Origin of the sequence: Rhodococcus cercidiphylli (assembly GCF_033042225.1) — a bacterium.
Taxonomy (GTDB): domain Bacteria; phylum Actinomycetota; class Actinomycetes; order Mycobacteriales; family Mycobacteriaceae; genus Rhodococcoides.
This window is the reverse complement of sequence record NZ_JAWLKE010000001.1, coordinates 713,952-734,716: the sequence shown is the minus strand read 5'-3', so window position 1 is coordinate 734,716 and position 20,765 is coordinate 713,952. Positions and strand designations below refer to the sequence as shown.

The 20,765-nt window shown below is 66.6% G+C and carries 18 protein-coding genes and 1 tRNA gene; 11 read left to right on the top strand and 8 right to left on the bottom strand.

Translation table 11 applies throughout. The features are described 5' to 3' along the window. The first annotated feature begins 4 nt into the window (after window positions 1-4). Together R3P95_RS03495 and R3P95_RS03490 are read left to right on the top strand one after the other, a co-directional pair. Window positions 5-4,189 (top strand): TIGR02680 family protein, encoded by a 4,185-nt coding sequence (locus R3P95_RS03495; RefSeq protein ID WP_317547279.1) that lies wholly within the window; start codon window positions 5-7, stop codon window positions 4,187-4,189. Next, window positions 4,179-5,417, top strand: coding sequence for a DUF2399 domain-containing protein (locus R3P95_RS03490; RefSeq protein WP_317547278.1), 1,239 nt, complete (start codon window positions 4,179-4,181; stop codon window positions 5,415-5,417). The genes R3P95_RS03495 and R3P95_RS03490 overlap by 11 nt, the downstream gene beginning before the upstream one ends. Here R3P95_RS03490 and mshC read toward each other — a convergent pair. The 5 genes from mshC to R3P95_RS03465 form a co-directional block, all read right to left on the bottom strand. Further along, window positions 5,414-6,655 carry a cysteine--1-D-myo-inosityl 2-amino-2-deoxy-alpha-D-glucopyranoside ligase gene (gene mshC, locus R3P95_RS03485; protein WP_317547277.1) on the bottom strand — a complete coding sequence of 414 codons (1,242 nt, stop codon included), beginning with the start codon at window positions 6,653-6,655 and terminating at the stop codon, window positions 5,414-5,416. The genes R3P95_RS03490 and mshC overlap by 4 nt on opposite strands. 24 nt (window positions 6,656-6,679) lie before the next feature. Then, window positions 6,680-7,453 carry an SCO1664 family protein gene (locus tag R3P95_RS03480; protein ID WP_188078640.1) on the bottom strand — a complete coding sequence of 258 codons (774 nt, stop codon included), beginning with the start codon at window positions 7,451-7,453 and terminating at the stop codon, window positions 6,680-6,682. A gap of 35 nt (window positions 7,454-7,488) precedes the next feature. Next, window positions 7,489-8,079, bottom strand: coding sequence for a DUF3090 domain-containing protein (locus tag R3P95_RS03475; RefSeq protein ID WP_149405797.1), 591 nt, complete (start codon window positions 8,077-8,079; stop codon window positions 7,489-7,491). Window positions 8,080-8,214: 135 nt separating this feature from the next. Beyond that, a complete protein-coding gene (locus R3P95_RS03470) occupies window positions 8,215-8,922 on the bottom strand; it encodes a histidine phosphatase family protein (RefSeq protein ID WP_149405798.1) in 708 nt (235 codons plus the stop codon). Window positions 8,923-8,942: 20 nt separating this feature from the next. After that, window positions 8,943-9,773 (bottom strand): undecaprenyl-diphosphate phosphatase, encoded by an 831-nt coding sequence (locus tag R3P95_RS03465; RefSeq protein WP_149406016.1) that lies wholly within the window; start codon window positions 9,771-9,773, stop codon window positions 8,943-8,945. 211 nt (window positions 9,774-9,984) lie between these two features. Between R3P95_RS03465 and R3P95_RS03460 the strand changes: the two genes are divergently transcribed. The 4 genes from R3P95_RS03460 to R3P95_RS03445 are packed head-to-tail and all read left to right on the top strand — an operon-like array spanning window position 9,985 to window position 13,869. Beyond that, window positions 9,985-10,917, top strand: a complete 933-nt coding sequence (locus R3P95_RS03460) for an aldo/keto reductase (RefSeq protein ID WP_094641830.1) — start codon at window positions 9,985-9,987, stop codon at window positions 10,915-10,917. A gap of 35 nt (window positions 10,918-10,952) precedes the next feature. Next, the gene (locus R3P95_RS03455; protein WP_188078617.1) at window positions 10,953-11,960 is read left to right on the top strand and encodes a heme/hemin ABC transporter substrate-binding protein; all 1,008 of its coding nucleotides are present in this window, start codon (window positions 10,953-10,955) and stop codon (window positions 11,958-11,960) included. Then, the gene (locus R3P95_RS03450; RefSeq protein ID WP_149405799.1) at window positions 11,957-13,024 is read left to right on the top strand and encodes a FecCD family ABC transporter permease; all 1,068 of its coding nucleotides are present in this window, start codon (window positions 11,957-11,959) and stop codon (window positions 13,022-13,024) included. Before R3P95_RS03455 ends, R3P95_RS03450 begins: the two co-directional genes overlap by 4 nt. Further along, on the top strand, window positions 13,015-13,869 hold the full coding sequence (locus tag R3P95_RS03445; RefSeq protein WP_394855382.1) for a heme ABC transporter ATP-binding protein: 855 nt from the start codon (window positions 13,015-13,017) through the stop codon (window positions 13,867-13,869). Before R3P95_RS03450 ends, R3P95_RS03445 begins: the two co-directional genes overlap by 10 nt. On the opposite strand, the gene R3P95_RS03440 is transcribed toward R3P95_RS03445, so the two are convergent. Further along, a complete protein-coding gene (locus R3P95_RS03440; protein WP_149405801.1) occupies window positions 13,844-14,209 on the bottom strand; it encodes a hypothetical protein in 366 nt (121 codons plus the stop codon). The two genes, R3P95_RS03445 and R3P95_RS03440, sit on opposite strands and share 26 nt — an antisense overlap. A 160-nt stretch (window positions 14,210-14,369) precedes the next feature. Here R3P95_RS03440 and R3P95_RS03435 point away from each other — a divergent pair, with 160 nt between their 5' ends. From R3P95_RS03435 to R3P95_RS03425, 3 genes are all read left to right on the top strand, one after another. Continuing rightward, window positions 14,370-15,395, top strand: a complete 1,026-nt coding sequence (locus R3P95_RS03435) for a YncE family protein (protein WP_149405802.1) — start codon at window positions 14,370-14,372, stop codon at window positions 15,393-15,395. Between the two features lie 22 nt (window positions 15,396-15,417). Further along, window positions 15,418-15,678, top strand: a complete 261-nt coding sequence (locus R3P95_RS03430; RefSeq protein ID WP_149405803.1) for a DUF5703 family protein — start codon at window positions 15,418-15,420, stop codon at window positions 15,676-15,678. Window positions 15,679-15,773: 95 nt separating this feature from the next. Continuing rightward, window positions 15,774-16,844, top strand: coding sequence for a quinone-dependent dihydroorotate dehydrogenase (locus tag R3P95_RS03425; RefSeq protein WP_149406018.1), 1,071 nt, complete (start codon window positions 15,774-15,776; stop codon window positions 16,842-16,844). Window positions 16,845-16,889: 45 nt separating this feature from the next. Here R3P95_RS03425 and R3P95_RS03420 read toward each other — a convergent pair whose 3' ends face one another. Both R3P95_RS03420 and R3P95_RS03415 read right to left on the bottom strand, forming a co-directional pair. Beyond that, window positions 16,890-17,417 carry a YbhB/YbcL family Raf kinase inhibitor-like protein gene (locus R3P95_RS03420; protein WP_068050809.1) on the bottom strand — a complete coding sequence of 176 codons (528 nt, stop codon included), beginning with the start codon at window positions 17,415-17,417 and terminating at the stop codon, window positions 16,890-16,892. A gap of 16 nt (window positions 17,418-17,433) precedes the next feature. Next, entirely contained in the window at window positions 17,434-18,765 is a 1,332-nt protein-coding gene (locus R3P95_RS03415) for a M20/M25/M40 family metallo-hydrolase (protein ID WP_082898618.1), read from the bottom strand. A gap of 204 nt (window positions 18,766-18,969) precedes the next feature. Between R3P95_RS03415 and R3P95_RS03410 the strand changes: the two genes are divergently transcribed. Both R3P95_RS03410 and R3P95_RS03405 read left to right on the top strand, forming a co-directional pair. After that, a tRNA-Leu gene (locus R3P95_RS03410) sits at window positions 18,970-19,055 on the top strand. A gap of 146 nt (window positions 19,056-19,201) precedes the next feature. Then, window positions 19,202-20,662, top strand: a complete 1,461-nt coding sequence (locus R3P95_RS03405) for an SDR family NAD(P)-dependent oxidoreductase (RefSeq protein ID WP_149405804.1) — start codon at window positions 19,202-19,204, stop codon at window positions 20,660-20,662. Window positions 20,663-20,765 lie beyond the last annotated feature (103 nt).

The following is a 20,765-nucleotide window of genomic DNA, read 5'->3' as shown; positions in this document are numbered from 1 at the left end:
GTAGATGACCGCACACTCGTCACGTTTCCGGCCGACGCGAGCAGGGATCGTCAACCTGTGGGACTACCGTGATCAGGAGTTCTCCTTCGCCGACGGTCGTCTGGTGTTGCGTGGGCCCAACGGTTCCGGCAAGACCAAGGCTCTCGAAGTGCTGTTCCCGTTCGTCCTCGACGGCCGTATCGAACCGCGCCGGCTCAATCCGTTCGCCGGAGAAGAGCGGACGATGAAGTCGAATCTTCTCTACCGAGGGCAGGAAAGCGCGCACTCGTACGTGTGGATGGAGTTCGGCCGCGGGTCACGCGAGGACCCCGAATCGGTGACGGTCGGAATCGGCATGCGGGCGAGCCGCCACAACGACAAGGTGACCCGCTGGTACTTCGTGGCCGACGGCCGAGTGGGCGTCGACTTCTCGCTGTTGGGTTCCGACGACCGTCCGTTGACGAAGAAGCAACTTGCGGAGCAGCTGGGCACCGACGCGTTGACCGACCGCCCGGTGGACTATCGCGCCGCGATCGACGCCCGCATGTTCGGGCTCGGTGCACAGCGCTACGACCAGTTGATCAACTTGATCTTGACGCTCCGCCGCCCACAGTTGGCCAAGAACCTCGACCCGAAGGGCCTCTCGCAGGCGCTGACCGACGGCCTGCGTCCGTTGGACGAGCAGCTGGTGCTCGAAGCAGCGCGCTCCTTCAGCGACATGGAAGAGGTGGGCCGGGCTCTCGAAGGACTGGCGCAGGCCGATCACGCCGCCAAGAACTTCGTCTCGGTGTACTCCAAATACCTTCGGGTGCAGACCCGTTCGGATGTCGAGCAGGTCTCGCGCCGGCTCGAGGCGGTCACTCATGCGACCACCGCACACTTCGCCGCTGCCGCTCTGAAGGACCGCCGTCTGCTCGAACGTGCCGCAGCGGAAACCCGATTCGACGAGGCCGAACGCGCACTGGATCAGGCCGTCGCAGACCGCGAGACCCTACAGCGCTCGAGCGCATACGAGGGCAAGCAGCAACTCGACGATCTGGCCGAATCCGCTGCGAAGCTGGAGATCTCGACCGCCCAGCAGGCCGACCGCGCCCGCAAGGCTCGAGGAGAACTGGAACAGCGCACCACCGAAGCGGCTCGGGCCGATTCCGCACTCCGGGATTCCGTTGCCGGGGTCACCCGCGCCGAGGAGGAACTGCAGACTGCAGCCGAGGACGCGGGCATCGTCTGGACACCTCTGCCGGGAACGGCCCGTAGCGACCAGATCAGCACCGCGCTGCGTGGCCATGCCGAGGAACGCGACGGAGACGTGCGGGCGGTTCGCGAGGCGCTGGGAACCGTCGAGAAGGCGTCGACGGAACGCACTCGTGCGGAGAAGGCCGCGTCGAAGGCCAGAGAGATGCTCGAGGCCGCGTCGGCCGCGGTCACCGAGGCCGAGGCGACCGTGGACCTGGAGAAGGCGCAGTTCGCTTCGGGACTACGAGCCTGGTGGTCGAACAATTCGGCGCTCTACTCTGCTGCGGGCATCACCTCCGCCGCGTTCGAGGCCCTCGACGCGGCGTTGGCACACGTCGGCGACGACGACGCCCCGAGCCTGGAATCGGTGCTGGCCGAACAGACCGCGGACGGTATCGACGCGCTTCGTGCCCGGCAGGCACAGGCCCGCGTGGACGTATCGACCCGCACGGCCGAGCTGAACGCGCTACGCGACGAACTGTCCCTGGTGCGAGCCGAGCACGATGACGCGCCGCCGCCGTTCGCCGCGCGGACCGACTCGCGTGCGGATCTGTCGGGAGCGCCGCTGTGGCAGCTGGTTCGGTTCGCGGATTCGGTCTCCCCTGCCGACGCCGCCGGAATCGAATCCGCGCTGCAGGCGGCGAATCTGCTCGACGGCTGGATCCATCCGATCGCGGATTTCCCCGTCGACTCGAACTCGGAGCAGTATCTGTCGCCGCTGCCGGAGGCCTCGAGGCCGACCGGAACCACGTTGGCTTCCGTCCTCGAACCCGAGCCCGGCACTGCCGTATCGGAATCGCGCATACTCGACGTGCTGAATTCGGTTGCACTGCAACAGGACCAAAGCGCAGTCTCCGGCGGTGCCGTCTCGGTGGGCGTCGACGGTCGGTACTGGCAGGGTGTGCAGCAGGGTCGCCACACCAAGGCCGATGCCGAGTACATCGGTGCGACGGCGCGGGCTCGTCGGCGCGAGCAACGCATCGCCGAGCTCGGTGCCGCGATCGATACCGCAACGGCCGCGCTGGAGACCGCGACGGCCGACGAACGATCTGCGCGCGAATCGGTGCAGGCACTGGGTGCGGCCGCCAAGCAGCTCCCCCGGGTCTCGGCCATCGTCAAAGCGCAACGCGCCGTCACCGCTGCTGCCGGAGCGCTACGCACGTCCACCGAAGGTGCTGCCGCGGCGGACCGTGAGTTCGACCAGGCGATCGCAGACCTGTCGGCGAAGGAGAAGCAGCTGCGCACCGTCGCCGTGGCTCATCGCACCCCCCACATCGGTCGCGACATCGATGCCCTCGCCGCGGCGATTCGGCATTTCGAGCATCAGGGCTCGGTGGTCATCCGCAAGCGTGGCGATCACACGCGTGAAGCAGAACGCGCCCGCGAAGCAGCCAACCGGCTCGAAGAGGCGACCGGCCTGGCCGAGGAGCTCGCCGAGGAAGCGGCGATAGCAGAAGAGAACTACCGACAGCAGGTGCAACGCCTCGAGCTCCTGAGCGAGAAGCTCGGTGCCACCGCCGAACAGATCGACACCGATCTCGAGAACGCACGCGAACGCATCGAGAAATGCCGCGCCGAGCAGCGGGCCGCGCGCAAAGCGGACAAGGAAGCCGGCGAAGCGATCGGCAAGGCCGAGGGTGCCTGCAACACCGCGCTGGAAAGCCTGCGCGGGGCCGTCACCGAAACCCTGGGCGACGCCGTGCGGCTGGCTCCCTACGCTCGCAAGGACCTGCTCGGCATCCTCGGTGTCCACGAGGCGTACGCCTGGCCGGCCAGTGATTCTGCCTGGTTGACCGTGGAGCAGATTCTGTATCGAGTTCAGCAGGCCGACGGTCCCGACGACGAGGTTCCGGTACTACCGCCGGTCGTGAGCGCACTGCATTCGGCACTCGACGCAGCGACGGCGTCGGTGAAAGTCAGTGACTCGAGCCGTAAGTCGACCCGGACGGCGCTGACGAGTGCGCTGCAGGAGTTCGACTCGCAACTCGCCGCATCGGGTCAGGACTACCGTTTGCAGTGGGATGCGCCGGACGGTTTGACCGTCGTACGAGTTCAGGACGAGCAGGGCTATTCGTCGGTCGGAGATTTCGCCGACCGCATCGGTGCGGCGAGGGCCGATCAGGAGTTGCTGCTGACCGAGCAGGAGCGCCGAATACTCGAAGATGCACTGCTGACCGGCCTGGCGCAGCAGATTCACGAGCGCACCGTCGACGCACGCGAGCTGATCGCCCAGATGTCTGCGGAGATGAAGCAGCGCCGCATGTCGTCGGGCAACACGATCGGTGTGCACTGGGTGCTCGCGGACAACCTCGACGACGGGGCCCGGGCGGTGTCCAAACTGCTCGACCGTGACGCCTCGGCGTTGAACCAGGACGATCTGGCCGCGATGCGCGCCCACTTCGCGTCGGAGATCAGGATCGCTCGCGCGGCGCATCCGGAACGGTCCTACCCCGAGATCCTGTCCACCACACTGGACTATCGCCGCTGGCGCGTGTTCGCCTTCACACTCATCAGCGGCGACGGCAACGAGGATCGTCTCACCGTCGCACGCCACAGTGCGCTCTCGGGTGGTGAGCAATCGGTGTCGCTGCACCTGCCGTTGTTCGCCGCGGCGCACGTGATGCTGTCCTCCGCCGATCCACATTCACCTCGGCTGCTGGCGCTGGACGAGGCGTTCGCCGGTGTCGACGACAACGGCCGCAGCGAATTGCTCGGCCTGAGTGTGCAATTCGATCTCGACCTGTTCATGACCGGATACGACCTGTGGATCACCTACGGGGACGTCCCCGGCTGCGCGCACTACGACCTGGCGCATTCGACGGCCGAGAACACCGTCAGCGCAGCACTTCTGGTGTGGGAGAACGGCGAACTGTTCGCCGAACACGACGGTACCGACCTCGCTGCCGCACTCGGTTCACCGCTGACGCGTCGTGTGCCGACCCGAACCGAAGGTGGGCTGGAGTTTGAACGGTAACAGCGAATGGCGCGGTAGCGCGGAACTGGATGCGTTGCTCGATGCGGCACGAAAGAAGTTGGAGTCCAACTGGCTTCGCGTCGGCGGCAACATCACCGTCGATCTGAGCGACGCCCAGGAGCTGTGGCGTCTGTGCAGCGCGATCTCTCGGTCCAACTCCAGTCTGCATTCTCGGGCGCGCAGCACAAGGCTCGACCTCGAGCGGTTCGACGCATGGTTGAGCCATCCACTCAACGGCGGGCTCGGACTGATCGACACCCTCACGCGGCAGGCCCCGTTGCAGGACAAGAAACGGATCGCCGCCGACAAGGCTCAGGTGCGTGCCGATGCACTCGATCGGGCCAGGGAGGTGCTCGGCGGCGGCACCGACCGAGAATGGATCGAGCACTGGATCGCATCGTTGCTCAACCAGGACGGCACCCTCGGCGGCCGCGTCGCGGTCGACGCGCTCGAGGTGGCCACGAAGGTCCTCGCAATGCTGCCGGTGGACGGAATGGAGCTCACGAAGCTTGCGGACCAGGCATGCGGGGACACCAAGGCGCTCTCGGCCGGCGGTGCCCCGAAACTTGTTCTGGATGCACTGTCGTTGCGCGAGAACGTCCCTCGGCCCGTCGATCCGGTCGGTATCAGGGCGCTGTGGGAGACCGCGGGTGTGTCGGTCGACGCAGTGTCCAGCCGGGTGCTGGTGCTCGGCTACCGAGTCGACGAGACCCACACGGTGGCGGGTTGGCTGAACGAGGCCGCCGACGAGGGCATCCCCTTCCCCGTCACCGTGAACATGCTCATGCGCGGGACGCTCACTAACACCTCATCCACGGTGTTTGTCTGCGAGAACGCCGCCGTGCTCTCTACCGCAGCCCGGATCCTCGGCTCGAACTGCGCGAGCCTGATCTGCACCGACGGTCAGCCCTCCGCCGCGGTACACCGGCTGCTGGCCTCCCGCGCGCCGGGGACCGCGATTCGCTGGCGAGCCGACTTCGACTGGGCCGGAGTGCACATGGTGAAAAACGCAGTGGACCGATACGACGCGACGCCGTGGCGCATGGACGTCGACACCTACCGACACGCGCTCGACACACGAAATTCCGAACCGCTGAAGGGCCATCCGACGGACAGTCCGTGGGACACGGAACTGGCTGTCGCCCTGCGTGACTCGGGCCGGGCAGTCATGGAGGAACGACTCGTCCCGGATCTGTTGATGGATCTGCGAGCGAGGGATTCGACCTAACGCAGCGGAACTCCGAGCAACGCGTCGACTGCATCGGCGAAGGCGGCGGGTGCACCCGCATCCGATCCGCCGCGCTCGACTGCGAAACTCGCCCACGCGTCGAGCGCATCGAGGGCCTTGGGGGTGTCCAGATCGTCGGCCAGATGCTGCCGCAACCGATTGATCACATCGTCGGCCGACGCTGCGTTCTCGAGCGCAGCGGCCCGACGCCACAGTGCGAGCCGAGTGTGAGCCCGTTCGAGAACCTCGTCGGACCACGGCCGATCCTGCCGGTAGTGCCCGGCCAGCAGACCGAGTCGCACGGCTGCGGGGTCGACGTTCTCGGCCCGGAGTTTGGAGACGAACACCAGATTGCCGCGGCTCTTGGACATCTTCTCGCCGTCGAGCCCGATCATGCCGGTGTGCACGTAGTGCCGCGCGAAACGCGGGTCACCGGTCGCCGCCTCCGCGTGGGCGGCCGAGAATTCGTGGTGCGGGAAGATGAGATCGCTTCCGCCGCCCTGGATGTCGAAGCCGGTACCGATGCGGTTGAGCGCGATGGCTGCGCATTCGATGTGCCACCCGGGTCGGCCGGGACCCCACGGCGACGGCCACGACGGCTCGCCCGGCCGCACCGCGCGCCAGAGCAACGCATCGAGCGGATCCCGCTTACCGACCCGATCGGGGTCACCTCCGCGTTCGGCGAAGAACGTGTCCATCGTGGCGCGGTCGTAGCCGGACTCGTAACCGAACTGCTCGGTGGCATCGGCACGGAAGTACACATCCGGGTACTCGGAATCGTCGACGACGTACGCGGCACCGGACGCGACGAGCTTGCCCACCAGTTCGACGACCTCGTCGACGGACTCGACGGCGCCGATGTAGTCGCGCGGAGGGAGCACGCGCAGCGCTTCCATGTCGGCACGGAAGAGCTCGATCTCACGCGCGCCCAGATCGCGCCAGTCCTCACCGTCGCGGTCGGCGCGCTCGAACAGTGGGTCGTCGACATCGGTGACGTTCTGGACGTAATGCACGTCCATGCCCGCGTCTCGCCACAGTCGGTTGATCAGGTCGAACGTCAGATACGTCGCTGCGTGTCCGAGGTGGGTGGCGTCGTACGGGGTAATTCCACAGACGTACATCCGAGCCGTCGAACCCGGGGTGACGGGTCGAACCTGACGGTCTGCGGTATCGAACAATCGAAGCGCTGGACCCTGTCCTGGAATTGTCGGGATCTCCGGGCTCGACCAAGAATGCATGCAACCGAGCCTATCCGAGCCCGATCAGAAGGCGGGCCAGGGTATGGGTCTGCTCGAGCGCGGCTCCGGCATGACCGGCCGCGCGATCAGCGCCTGCGCCCGATCGAGAACGGCGACCGTTTCGGCCAGGGTGATCTTGTCGACCAATCGTGGTGCGATGACCGCGTCGAACGTCTCGACGAACCGCACGACGTCGGTCATCAACGCGTCGTCCACCGCCTGGCCTGCCCACCCCCACAGCACCGTGCGCAGCTTGTTCTCGGCATGCAGGCAGATACCGTGATCGACTCCGTACACGTAGCCGTCCAGACCTTCGAGCGCGTGCCCGCCCTTGCGATCGGCGTTGTTGAGGATCACGTCGAGCACCGCCATCCGCTGCAGTCGCGGATCGTCGGCGTGGATCAGCGCGATCTCCTCGCCCTCGCCGTCGTACGCCTGCAGTACCGGAATCCATCCAGCCGGTACGAGATCGGGACGGCAGATATCGACGAGGTCGACGCGTCCCTCGGCGTGATCGTCGGGCGTGTCGATCCACTTCTGCACCATGCCGGGACCGAACGGCCCGTCGCGCAGAACCGTCGGCGGGATGACTCCCCAACCGAGGGCCTCGGAGATTTCGTAGGACGCCACTTCGCGGCCCGCGAGAGTGCCGTCCGGAAAATCCCACAGCGGAACCTCCCCGCGAACGGGTTTGTACACGCACCGCACGGCCGAGTCGCCCTCGCCCGCCTCGCACACCAGCGTGGCGTTGCTGGCCGACACCACCCGACCGACGATCGTCAGGTCGCCGGTCTCCATGGTTTCGCGGCCCTCGAACGGCGGCAGTTCGACGGTCAAGACTCGTCGACCTCGGTCACCGGTCCGAACGTCGCACCGCGGCGGTAGCCGTTGGTTCTGATGCAGACGTGTCCCTCGGGGGCCAAAGGCTGTCCGCACAGCGGGCACGGCGCACGGCCGGCCGCGATGACGCGCTCGGACCGCACCGCGAACTCGCGGGCCTGCACCGGAGTGAGGAACACCCGGACGGCATCCGGGCCCTCGTCGGTGTCGTCGAGAACGACCGATTCGTCCACCTCGACTTCGCTGACGGCGAGAAGTTCCACCACGACGGCGTTGGCGTCGGCATCCCAGCCGAGTCCCATCGTTCCGACGCGGAACTCGGTGTCGATCGGGGTCAGCAACGGACTGGTGTCGACCGAATCGGTCTCCTCGGCCTGAACGTCGGCTCCGAACCGGCGGTGCACTTCTTCGAGTAGCAGCCCCATCCTGTCTGCGAGTACCTGGACCTGCTGCTTCTCCAGCGCGACCGACACCACGCGGGCGTCGTGCACCGCCTGGAGGAAGAACGTTCGGTCGCCCGGTTCCCCAACGGTCCCGGCAACGAAACGATCAGGGGTGCGAAAAACGTGTATGGCGCGCGGCATTGCACCTCCTAACGACTCGAACAGCTCCGCGAAGTGATTCTCGGAACTTTCATTATCGGCCACGGATCGACCGTGGACGGTATTGCTTGCCCTCCAGCCTGCCACCGATAGGGGTGTCAGCGCCGAAAGGGCGCTCTAGCTGCCTGCCCCACCACCGACGACCGCGTCGGAAGAGTCCGCATCGACCGATTCCGGCGTGGCGGGCTCCTCGGCCTTCGGCACGAACGCACTCAGATCGGACCCGGTGTCGTTGGTCCGTAGTACGAACGGCCGCGTCGAGGTGTAGCGGACGACGCTGATCGAGGCCGGGTCGGCGACTATCCGCTGGAAGGAATCGAGGTGGGCCCCCATGGCGTCCGAGAGCACCGACTTGATGACGTCACCGTGCGAGCACGCCACCCACAGCACGTCGCGGCCGTGCTGCGCGGCCAACCGGGCGTCATGTTCGCGCACGGCCTGCACCGCGCGTTGCTGCACCGTCGCCAAGCCCTCGCCCTCCGGGAACACCGCAGCCGACGGGTGCTGCTGCACCACCTTCCACAGCGGTTCGGCCAGCAACTCCTTGATCGTCCGGCCGGTCCACTGTCCGTAATCGACCTCGACCAACCGATCCTCGACCACCGGCGAGAGCCCGAGCTTGGCGGCCAACGGCTCCACTGTCTGCTCGCACCGCAGCAGCGGCGAGCGCACGATCTCGGCCACGGGAAGCTCGCCGAGACGATCCGCCACCGCCTGCGCCTGCTCACGCCCCCGATCATCGAGCTCGACTCCCGCGCTTCGACCCGCGAGCGTGCCTGCGGTGTTCGACGTCGAGCGGCCGTGCCGAAGCAAGATGACTGTCATTGCATCGAGCCTAGCGGGACTCAGGTGGCCGACACGACCCCGCCGGCCAGCAGCCCGAGCACGACGACACCCAGCACGATGCGATATCCGACGAACCAGTACAGCGAGTGGTTCGCGACGAACTTCAGCAGCCAGGCGATCGAGGCGTAGCCGAGACCGAAGGCGACGATCGTGGCGACCAGCAGCTGCGGGCCCGACGCGGCCAGCCCCGTGCCGACCGGCTCGAAGGCGTCGGGCAGCGAGAAGAGACCGGAGGCGGTGACCGCCGGGATGGCGAGCAGGAACGAGAATCGCACAGCCGCTTCGCGTTCGAGTCCGAGAAACAGGCCTGCGCTGGTCGTCGCCCCGGAACGGGACACTCCGGGGATCAACGCGAGGCACTGCGCCAGACCCATGACGATGCCGTCGCGGGTGGTCAGCTTCTCGATCGGACGTTCTTTGCGGCCGACCTTCTCGGCGATCGCGATGACGACGGCGAACGCGATCAACATGAACGCGATGAGGTACAGGTTCCGGGCACCGGTTCGGATCTGATCCTTGAACAGCAGGCCGAGAACGCCGATGGGGATGGTGGCGATGATCACGTACCACCCCATTCGGTAGTCGAGTCCGCGTTCGTCCTTGTGCTTCAGTCCGACGAACCAGGCCTTGACGATTCTGACGATGTCGCGCCAGAAGAACAGCAGCACAGCGGCTTCGGTGCCGAGCTGGGTCACCGCGGTGAAGGACGCGCCCGCGTCCTCGTTCCAGAACACGCTGGACACGATGCGCAGGTGCCCGGACGAGGAGATCGGCAGGAATTCGGTGAGGCCCTGCACTGCGCCGAGGATGATCGCCTGCAGCCACGTCATGTCGATCATGCGGGGCCACCCTCCGAGACGAGCGTCGATGGACTGTCCACTGTCGATGCGCGGCCGCCGGCCTGCCCCCTGAATTCGCGATTCACGGGCACGACCGTACCCGGCGCGGCACGTACGCACCGAGCGGCGCGGCGCACTACTGTGCACTGGCGGCAGTGCAGTTCGACACCGACGATCACACGTAAAAGGACATTCGGCACATATGAAGCAGAGATCGGTCGGCACCAGCGGACTTCGAGTCTCGAGACTCGGCCTCGGCACCCTCGGATGGGGTAGCGGAACCGACGGTGACGACGCCGCAGCGCAGTTGTCGGCGTTCGCCGAGGCCGGCGGCACGCTCGTCGACACGTCTCCGGCGTACGGCGATGGACGGGCGCAACGAGTGCTCGCCGAGTTGCTCGACGACGTCGTCCCGCGGCACGAATTGGTGATCAGCAGCGCAGCGGGCCTCAGTTCACGCTACGGCCGCTATCACGTGGATTGCTCGAGGCGCGGACTGCTCGGTCAACTCGACGCCACGCTGCGCGAACTGGGAACCGACTACCTGGACCTGTGGCAGGTTGCGACCTGGGACCCGATGACGCCGGTCGACGAGGTCGCCGCAACGCTCGACTACGCGGTGACCAGCGGACGGGTTCGCTACACCGGAGCCCGCGGATACCTCGGCTGGCAACTGGCGACGGCAGCGGGCGCAGCCGGTACCGGGCGCATCGTGGCCACTCAGGCGGAGTACTCACTGCTCGCGCGCGGAATCGAGGACGAGCTGGTTCCCGCCGCGCACCACCACGGCATCGGCATCCTCGCGGCGGTACCCCTGGCAGGCGGCGTCCTGACGGGCAAGTACCGCAGCGGCGTACCCGCGGACTCCCGCGGGGCCGACGAGCTGCACGCCGAGGCCGTGCACGCGTACCTGACCGATTCCGCCGTGGGCGTCGTCGACGCGGCCGTCACCGCTGCAGACGGTCTGGCCACCTCTCCCCTGGTGGTCGCACTCGCGTGGGCGCGGGACCGACCGGGAGTGAGCAGCGCGATCGTGGGAGCGCGGGACCTCGCGCAATTGATGGGCGCACTGATGGCCGAGGAACTCGAGCTGCCGCCAGCGATCGCGTCGGCCCTGGACGACGTCAGCGCCTGATCACGCACCAACATCGGACAGGCTAACCTTCTGTGGTGACCGTCAACCGTCTCGCCGCCGTGCTCCTCGTCGCCGGAGTCCTGGTCGCCTGCTCGGCGAACACCCCCGGCACCGCATCCTCGGACTCCGTCGGCCCCCGCACTGCCGTCGTCGACGATCCGAATCCGGAACCCGTCGTCGACGATCCGGCGGAGGTAGTACCCGTGACCGTGACCGGATTCGACGGCGTCCCCGTCACGGTGACGGACAACAGCCGCATCGTCGCTGCGGACCAGTACGGCACGCTGGCCGAGACCGTCTTCGCGCTCGGACTCGGCGACAACCTCGTCGGTCGTGACACCTCGGCTGCATTTCCCGCGGCCGAGAACGTGCCCGACGTCACCCCGACCGGCCATTCGCTGAGCGCCGAGGGAATTCTGGCGCTGTCGCCGACCGTCGTACTGACCGATACCAGCATCGGTCCACGTGCCGTGCAGGATCAGATCCGAGCCGCGGGCATTCCGCTCGTGTACTTCGATCCCACGCGCACTCTGGCCGGCGTCGCCCCTCAGATCGAGGCCGTCGCAGCTGCCCTGGGTGTGCCCGACGCCGGTGCCGCACTCGCCGAACGAACGAACACCGAGATCTCGGCAGCGGAGGACGCCGCACCCGAGTCCTCGGAACCGCCGAAGATCGCGTTCCTGTACATGCGCGGCCCGGCGATCAAGATGCTCGCCGGACCCGGCTCGGGAGCGGACGCACTGATCGAGGCTCTCGGTGCCAGGGACGCCGGTGTCGAATCGGGTCTGACCGAACAGTTCGTGCCGGTCACCAGCGAGGCGTTGATCGCCGCGGCACCCGACGTCATTCTGATGATGACCAAGGGCCTGGAATCGATCGGCGGAATCGAGGGGCTCGAGCAGATCCCCGGAATCGCGCAGACCCCGGCAGGCCGAGATCGCCGGGTGGTGGACATGGACGACGGCACCATCCTCAGTTTCGGCCCGAACACGGGAAAGGTGTTGGGCGCACTGTCGAAGGCCGTGTACGACCCGGCGTCATGACCGACCGCGCACTCGCCGAAACGCGCACGGGCGGAGGGCGGGTCCTTGCCACATTCGGAGCCCTCGTCGTGGCACTGGTGTGCCTGGCCCTGATCTCGGCCGTCGTGGGGCAAGTGCCGACGACACCGCTGGAAGTGTTGGGCAGCCTCGCACATCGGGTGGGAGTCGACATCGGCCCGATGCCAGCACACCCCAGCGGCGAGGTGACGTTGTGGCAGGTCCGATTCCCGCGCCTGACTCTGGCGATCGTCGTCGGCGCGTGTCTGGGGTGCGCGGGTGCGTTGCTCCAGGGGGTGTTCGCCAATCCGTTGGCCGAGCCGGGTGTCGTCGGGGTCTCCTCGGGCGCTGCCGTCGGTGCCAGCTCGGTCATCGTGCTCGGCGGCAGCTTCGCCGGAGTCTGGAGTGTGGCGTTCGCAGCATTCGTCGGCGGGCTCGTCACCACGATCGCCGTGTATTTCCTGGCCCGCAACGCAGGACGCACCGAGGTGGTGACGCTCATCCTCACCGGCGTTGCAGTCAATGCATTCGCCGGCGGTGCCATCGCGTTCTTCACGTTCGTCGCCAGTCCCGCAGCCCGCGATCAGATCGTGTTCTGGCAACTGGGGTCACTCGCGGGCGCGACCTGGCAGTCGGTGGCCGTGGTCGGCCCGCTCGCACTGCTCGGAATCGGAGCATCCCTGGCGATCGCGCGCCGACTCGACCTGCTTGCGCTCGGAGAGAACGTCGCACGCCATCTGGGAGTGAACGTCGAACGCCTCAGACAGTTCGCCATCGTCGTCGTCGCCCTGCTTGTCGCGTCCGGCGTCGCCTTCACCGGAATCATTCTGTTCGTGGGGCTGGTGGTTCCGCACGCCATGCGGATGGTGCTCGGTCCCGCCCATCGACTCCTGATCCCGGCCAGCGCCGTCGCCGGCTCCGTCGTGCTGCTCGCTGCCGATCTCGTCACCCGCACCCTCGTCGCGAACGTCGACCTGCCGCTCGGCATGGTGACCTCACTGGCGGGTGCCCCGTTCTTCTTCTGGCTGCTCCGCCGTACCCGTGCTCGCCAGGGCGGCTGGGCGTGACGAAGCGAATCGGCACGGCACGCAACGACATCCCGGTAATCCCGAAACCGGGTTCGAAGACCCTCGTCGCCCGCGGAGTCTGCGCACGACGCGGGGACGCGACGGTGTTGTCCGACGTCCACCTCGACGTGGTGGCCGGCGAGATACTGGCGCTGGTGGGCCCCAACGGCGCGGGCAAATCGACGCTGCTGTCGGTCATGGCGGGAGACACCGAGCCCAGCGCAGGGTCGGTTCTACTGGACGAGAAACCGCTGAACCGCCTCCGCACGGTCGACGTGGCCAGGCGGCGTGCGGTGCTGCCTCAGCAACACAGCGTCGGGTTCGCGTTCACGGCCGGCCAGATCGTTCGAATGGGTCGAGCCCCCTGGGTCGGTACGTCGGCGGCGCGCAACGACGACGAACGCGTCGCCGCAGCCATGTCCGCGTGCGACGTAGCGGACTTCTCTGATCGACCGTTCGCGTCGCTCTCCGGTGGCGAGCAGGCCAGAGTTGCGCTGGCCCGCGTCATAGCCCAGGACACCGCGACGATCATGCTGGACGAGCCCACTGCCGCACTCGACCTGGGACATCAGGAGTCGGTCATGGCTGTGGTGCGCTCACTCGCGGCCGCCGGCCGCGCCGTAGTCGTCGTGCTGCACGATCTCGGCCTCGCGGCGGCCTACGCCGACCGCGTCGCGATCCTGGACTCGGGTGAACTTGTCGCAACCGGTCCGCCGCGGGAGGTGCTCACCGCCGAACGGCTGGCCCGGGTCTACCGACACCCCGTCGACGTGTTCGACCATCCCGTGACGGGCGAACAGCTGGTGGTTCCCCACCGTGTCAGAAACCCTCCAGCACGGAATTGACCCGGTTGAAGAAGGCTCGAACTGCGGTGGTGTCCCGCTGTGACGCATCGGACAGCTGCTGCGCATGGGCGACCGCGTCACGAACCACACCGACGATGCTGCGCTCGTCCGTCAGATCGACCTCGGTGACCGAATGCTCGGCAACCGCTTCGACCTCGGACCGGTCCGGTACCGGAGATTGCACATCGGCGCGGTATATCTCCACGTACAGGGTGCTTCGATGCACACGAAAAGCGAACGCCCGACCGTCGTCGGTGCGTCCGAAGCCGTTCGGGTGCGTTCCCGCGTTCACTTCCTCGACGACGAAGTGTGTTTCCTCGGTTCCCACGTCCACTCCCATGTCGTGTACTCACCTCGCCCGATCACGCTACCGCCTGTTCGGGCGAGACCGAACGACAACCGATCCGGCGCGGTCGATTTCGCCGAGGTCGCTGCACGCTGGTACAGATGTGGCAACGCCTCCACAGGCAGCGTCTTCTCGAGGAAGTAGGTTCGGCCTCATGCGAACACCGTCGGCTCGTTCCGTTCGAGCGGCAGTCGCGTCCGCGCTCGCCGTCGTCACAGTCCTGTCGGTCGGCGGGTGTTCCAGCGACGACGAGAACGCCGACGACATCTCCGTCGACCCCCGACCGCCGGCCGAGTCCCCCGAAGCCACTGCCACCCCCGCCGGAACCGTCAGCGCGTTCGCGCCCGTGGACGCCCTCACGTTCGACCCCGTCACCCGCACCCTCGTGGCGCTGACCGACGCATCGACAACCGTGACCCTGGCCCGCGACGGTGCCGCAGCGCAGACCCAGGTGGTCGATCTGGGCGCCACGGGAGCAGCACTCGTCGCCGGACGGGACTCGACAGTGCTGGTGCCCATGGACGGTTCCGTCGCGAGGATCTCCGTGGTGGACGGACAGCGGACTGCCCTGCCTGTCGATGGCGACGCGCTGTCCGCAGCAGACCTACCCGACGGCACGACGGCTGTCGGGGACGACACCGGAGCGGTCCGTGTACTCGACACGAACGGTGACGTCACCACCACGGTCTCCGGCGGCAGCGTGACCTCTGCCGATGCTCTGTCCAGTACACCGAACGGGGTCTCGGTTCTCGATCGTCGCCAGACGTCGGTGACCGACCTGAATCTGGACGACGGCACACTCGGAGTGGCCTTGCGCGCAGGCGAAGGTGCCGCGGAGATGACCAGCGACGAGTTCGGCCGCTTGCTGGTCACCGATTCGACGGGGACCGAGTTGCTCGTCTTCACCTCGCACGATCTGCTGATGCGGCAACGCTTTCCGGTCGGGTCGCAGCCGTGGGCGATCGCCTACGATGAGCAGTCCGGTGTCGTATGGGTGACGCTTCCGGCTCTCAACGAGGTGGTCGGGTACACACTCGATACCGGAATTCCGGTCGAGGCCGGGCGGTTGGCCACTGTGCGGCAGCCGAATTCGGTTGCTGTCGACGCCGACACCGGCGACCTGTACGTGGGATCGGCCACCGGCGACGGACTGCAGCGCATCCCCGCTGCCGGTCGTTGAACCGTATAGACGGAGGAGGCATATGAACGCGCATGACAGTTCGGTACCCGGTCGCGCGAAGATGCCCGTCGGATGGGAAGTGTCTGCGTCCGACGATTGGGAGTACGTGCCGTTGCGGCTGCCGCCGGACGTGACCCGGGTGACGGCCTCGATGCGGCTGGCGATTCAGGCGGAGTTCGGCGGCTGGGAACTGTCGCGGGTTCGGCTGTACACCGATGGCAGCAGGCGTGTGTTGCTCAAACGCAAGAAAACCGCGCATCACATCCCCGAGCCCGGAATCTGAGCCCGTCGCAGTACTGTTCGACCGCACGATCGTTGACACCACCGCATGAGTTCGACCGAGCCAGATCGACCGGAGAGAAGACCGTGGGAGACCGCCTGTACCGAGTTCTGTTGCGCCTGATGTTCCTCGTGCCACCGGAGAGGATCCATCACCTGGCGTTTCGGGTGCTCCGCGTCGTCGCCGTCGTGCCGCCGCTCCGCTACCTGGCCGAGAAGGCGTTCGTGGTCGACGATCCACGACTGCGCTCGACGGTGTTCGGCGTCGACTTCCCGGCTCCGCTCGGCCTCGCGGCCGGCTTCGACAAGAATGCCGACGGAATCGACGCGTGGGGGCCGATCGGATTCGGTTTCGCCGAGATCGGCACCGTGACAGCGCAGAGCCAGCCGGGCAATCCGACGCCGCGCCTGTTCCGATTGCCTCAGGACCGCGCCATCGTCAACCGCATGGGCTTCAACAACCACGGTGCCGAGCACGCCGCCCAGCGTGTCCGCGCCAGGCGCACGGGTATCCCGATCGGTGCCAACATCGGCAAGACCAAGATCGTGGAGCCGGTGGATGCCGCCGCGGACTACACGGCCAGCGCCCGGCTTCTGGGCCCGTTGGCGGACTTCGTGGTCGTCAACGTCAGCTCCCCCAACACCCCTGGGCTACGTGACCTTCAGGCCGTCGAATCGCTGCGGCCGATCCTCGAGGCGGTTCAGTCCGTGGTGACGGTGCCGGTATTGGTCAAGATCGCCCCGGACCTGTCCGACGAGGACATCGACGCCGTGGCCGATCTGGCCGTCGAGCTCGGTCTCGACGGGATCGTGGCCACCAACACGACGATCTCCCGCACCGGCCTGCGCACCGACGCCGACGTGGTCGCCGCAGCAGGAGCAGGTGGCCTGTCCGGTGCTCCGCTGGCAGACCGCTCGCTCGAGGTGCTGCGACGTCTGTACCGCAGAGTGGGCACCCGGCTGACGCTGATTTCCGTCGGCGGAATCGAGACCGAGGCGCAGGCGTGGGAACGCATCACTGCGGGCGCGTCACTGGTGCAGGGTTACACCGGATTCATCTACGGCGGCCCGCTGTGGATCAAGAACATTCACCGGGGACTGGCTACTCGGCTCGAGGCACACGGCTTCGCCACGATCACCGATGCGGTGGGCTCGGCGAACAAGCCCTGAACCGTCGGGTGTCGGAACCAGTGTTTCGACACCCGACGATCGAGCTCAGGCCTCGTAGATGCCGGTGAGGACCGCACGACCGATGGCGTGCGAGAACAGATTGAAGCCGAGGTAGGCCGGGGTGGCCGTCTCGTCCACTTCGAGCCGTTCGACGTCCACCGCGTGAACCACGATGAAGTAGCGGTGCGGGCCGTGGCCTGCGGGCGGAGCAGCACCGATGTAGCGGAACAGGCCGGCGTCGTTCTTGAGCGTCACCGCGGTGCTCGGTACCCCGGTCCCGCCGTCGTCGCCCGCGCCCGACACCAGCGATGTCGTCTCGACGGGGATGTTCGCCACTGCCCAGTGCCAGAAGCCGGATGCCGTCGGCGCGTCGGGGTCGTAGACGGTGACGGCGAAGCTCTTGGTGCCCTCGGGGAATCCGGACCAGGACAGCTGCGGAGAGTTGTCGTGCCCACCGGCTCCCATGATTCCACTGACCTGCTGAGCGGCCAATGTCTGGCCGTCCTCGACGTCCTCGGACGTCAACTCGAAGGATGGTAGGTCCGGAAGCGAGTCGTATGGGTTGTACGCCACGATGGTTCCTTTCGTATCAGCTGTGCAGCAAGAAGTGTTCGAGTACCTGTGTACCGAACTCCAACGATTCCACGGGTACTCGTTCGTCGATGCCGTGAAACAACGCCGCGAAATCCAGTTCCGGTGGCAACTTCAGCGGAGCGAAGCCGAAGCAGCGAATACCGATGCGCGCGAATGCTTTTGCGTCGGTTCCGCCGGACAGCATGTAGGGAACGGTTCGACCGTTCGGGTCGTGTGCCAGGACTGCGTCGTTCATCGCGTCGACGAGATCGCCGTCGAACGTGGTCTCGTACGGTTCGAGTTTCGTGATCCATTCGCGTTCGACGTTCGGGCCGATCAACTCGTCGACCTCCTTCTCGAAGGCCGCCTGCCGCCCCGGCAGCACTCGGCAGTCCACCACTGCCGTCGCCGTCTGCGGAATCACGTTCGCCTTGTAGCCGGCCGAGAGCATCGTCGGGTTCGCGGTGTCGCGAAGGGTCGCTCCGACGATGCGGGCGATGCTGCCGAGTTTGAGCAGGGTGCCGTCGATGTCCGGTGACGTCGGGTCGAAATCGAGACCCGATTCCTCCGAGACCGCCTGCAGAAATTGCGAGACCGATTCGGTGAGCACCAGCGGAAACGTGTGATTGCCCAGTTTGGCCACTGCCTCGGCGAGGTACGTCACGGCGTTGTCGTCGTGCAGGAAGGATCCGTGTCCGGCGCGGGCCTTGGCCGTCAGCCGCATCCACGCCAGGCTCTTCTCCGCCGTCTCGACCATGTAGAGCCGCTTCTCGGTGCCGTCCGGACGAGCGACGGTGAGCGAGAACCCGCCGACCTCGCCGACCGCCTCGGTGACGCCCTCGAACAGATCGGGTCGGTTGTCGACCAACCAGTGCGATCCGTACTTACCGCCCGCCTCCTCGTCCGCCAGGAACGCGAACAGGATGTCGCGGGGTGGGACGGTTCCGTTGGACTTGAACTGGCGGGCCAGCGCGAGAGCCATGCCGACCATGTCCTTCATGTCCACCGCGCCTCGGCCCCACACGTAACCGTCCTCGACGGCCCCGGAGAACGGATGCACGCTCCAGTCGGCGGGTTCGGCCGGTACGACATCCAGGTGTCCGTGGACCAGCAGCGCGCCGCGAGAGGAGTCCGCTCCGCGCAGCCACGCGAACACGTTGCCTCGACCCGGGGCACCGGACTCGACGTACTCCGTCTCGTAGCCCACCTCTTCGAGCTTGCTCGCCACCCACTCGGCGCATTCCTTCTCGCCGACGGTCGTGTCGAGCTCCCCCGTGTTCGAGGTATCGAACCGGATGAGGGAACTGACGAGATCCACGACTTCGTCGAGGGCAACGGTGGCGTCGATATCGGTTGTGTTTCCGGGATTGCTCACATCGTTGGGCACACGTCGTTCCTACCACCAGAATCCGCTCCGGGCACCATGAGAAACGGCCTCGAGCATGAACTGACGTGGGGATTTGGGTTATCGGGAACCCGTCGGATAATCTTACGCAGCACACAGCGGCCGGCTGTGAAAGCAACAAATGAATATGCGGCAGAGGTCGCACTTGTCCGAGTGGCGGAATGGCAGACGCGCTAGCTTGAGGTGCTAGTGTCCTATTAACGGACGTGGGGGTTCAAGTCCCCCCTCGGACACCGTCTGAAAGATGTAGTCAGACAAAGATTTTCACAGATCTGAGTTGAGACAGACGAAACTGACCCTGATTCTTCGGAATCGGGGTCTTTTTCGTTCTGCACTCGCTTTCGTTCGGCTCGAAGGGGCCGATGCTAGGAGACCGACGATGGACGCGATCGACCCGACCGATCTCGAGACGTGCCTGCGCGTGCTGAAGCAGGCCGCAGAGCTGGACAAGAACCATCCGGATTCGATCGCTGTGCAGCGCGCATCCGGTGCCATGTTCAAAGATCTCAAGCGTGCTCGACGCGTCGCGGCGCGCAACGCCGTCAACGCGGCCGACCGTGCCGTCGTCGCCGCCACCGCAACCGGATCCCCGGACCGGATCGACGACGAGACCGCAGGACTGTCCCTGACCTCCCGCGCCGAGGGAGACATCGCAGGCACGTTGATCAAGGCTCGTCCCTGCTACATCTGCAAGCAGCGCTACACCCACGTCGACTCGTTCTATCACCAGCTGTGCCCGGAGTGCGCGACGCTCAATCGAGGCAAGCGCAACGCTCGAACCGATCTGTCCGGCCGGCGGGCGTTGCTGACCGGTGGTCGGGCGAAGATCGGGATGTACATCGCACTTCGACTGCTGCGCGACGGTGCACACACGACCATCACCACCCGATTCCCCAACGATGCCGTGCGTCGCTTCGCCGCGATGGACGACAGTGACCAGTGGCTGCACCGTCTGCGCGTCGTCGGCATCGATCTTCGCGATCCGGCTCAGGTTGTGGCGCTTGCCGATTCGGTCGCGGCCGAGGGACCTCTGGACATCCTGATCAACAACGCCGCACAGACCGTCAAACGCTCCCCCGGTTCCTACAGCGCACTGGCCGATGCGGAGGCCGAACCATTGCCCGCAGCCCTGACCGAGGGCGCAGGACCGGAGCGGATCACGTTCGGCAAGACCAGTGATGCGCACCCCGCGTCACTGGCGAGCTCGTTGCCCGCCACCGCGATCGGCGGCCGATCGACTGCTGCCCTGAGCGCGGACGACGTGGCCTCGCTCGCCATGGTCGCCGGCTCGGTCACGGCCGAGAGGATCGAGAGCGGACTCGCCATCGATGCCGGCGGCCTGGTACCCGATCTCGCCGAGACCAACAGCTGGATCCACACCGTCGAGCAGGTCGACCCGGTGGAACTGCTCGAGGTGCAGCTCTGCAACTCCGTCGCACCGTTCATCCTGGTCTCGCGGCTACGCACCGCGATGGAGGCCTCGGACGCGCGGCGCAAGTACGTGGTGAACGTCTCGGCCATGGAAGGCCAGTTCGGCCGCGCGTACAAGGGGCCGGGCCATCCTCACACCAACATGGCCAAGGCCGCGCTGAACATGCTGACGCGCACCAGCGCGAAGGAGATGCTCGAGAGCGGAATCCTGATGACGGCCGTCGACACCGGCTGGATCACCGACGAACGGCCACACCCCACCAAGATGCGGCTCGCCGACGAAGGTTTCCACGCTCCACTCGACCTGGTCGACGGTGCCGCCCGGGTGTACGACCCGATCGTGCAGGGCGAACTCGGAGTCGATCTGTACGGCTCGTTCCTCAAGGACTACCAGCCGTCACCCTGGTGATTTTCGCGTGCGTGCCCGTCGGCGAACGTGGGCTGCGATACTCGTAAGCCGAAGTCGTTGCGCGCGAGCGAACGGCCCTTCTTCACGCACCGATAGGCGGGCA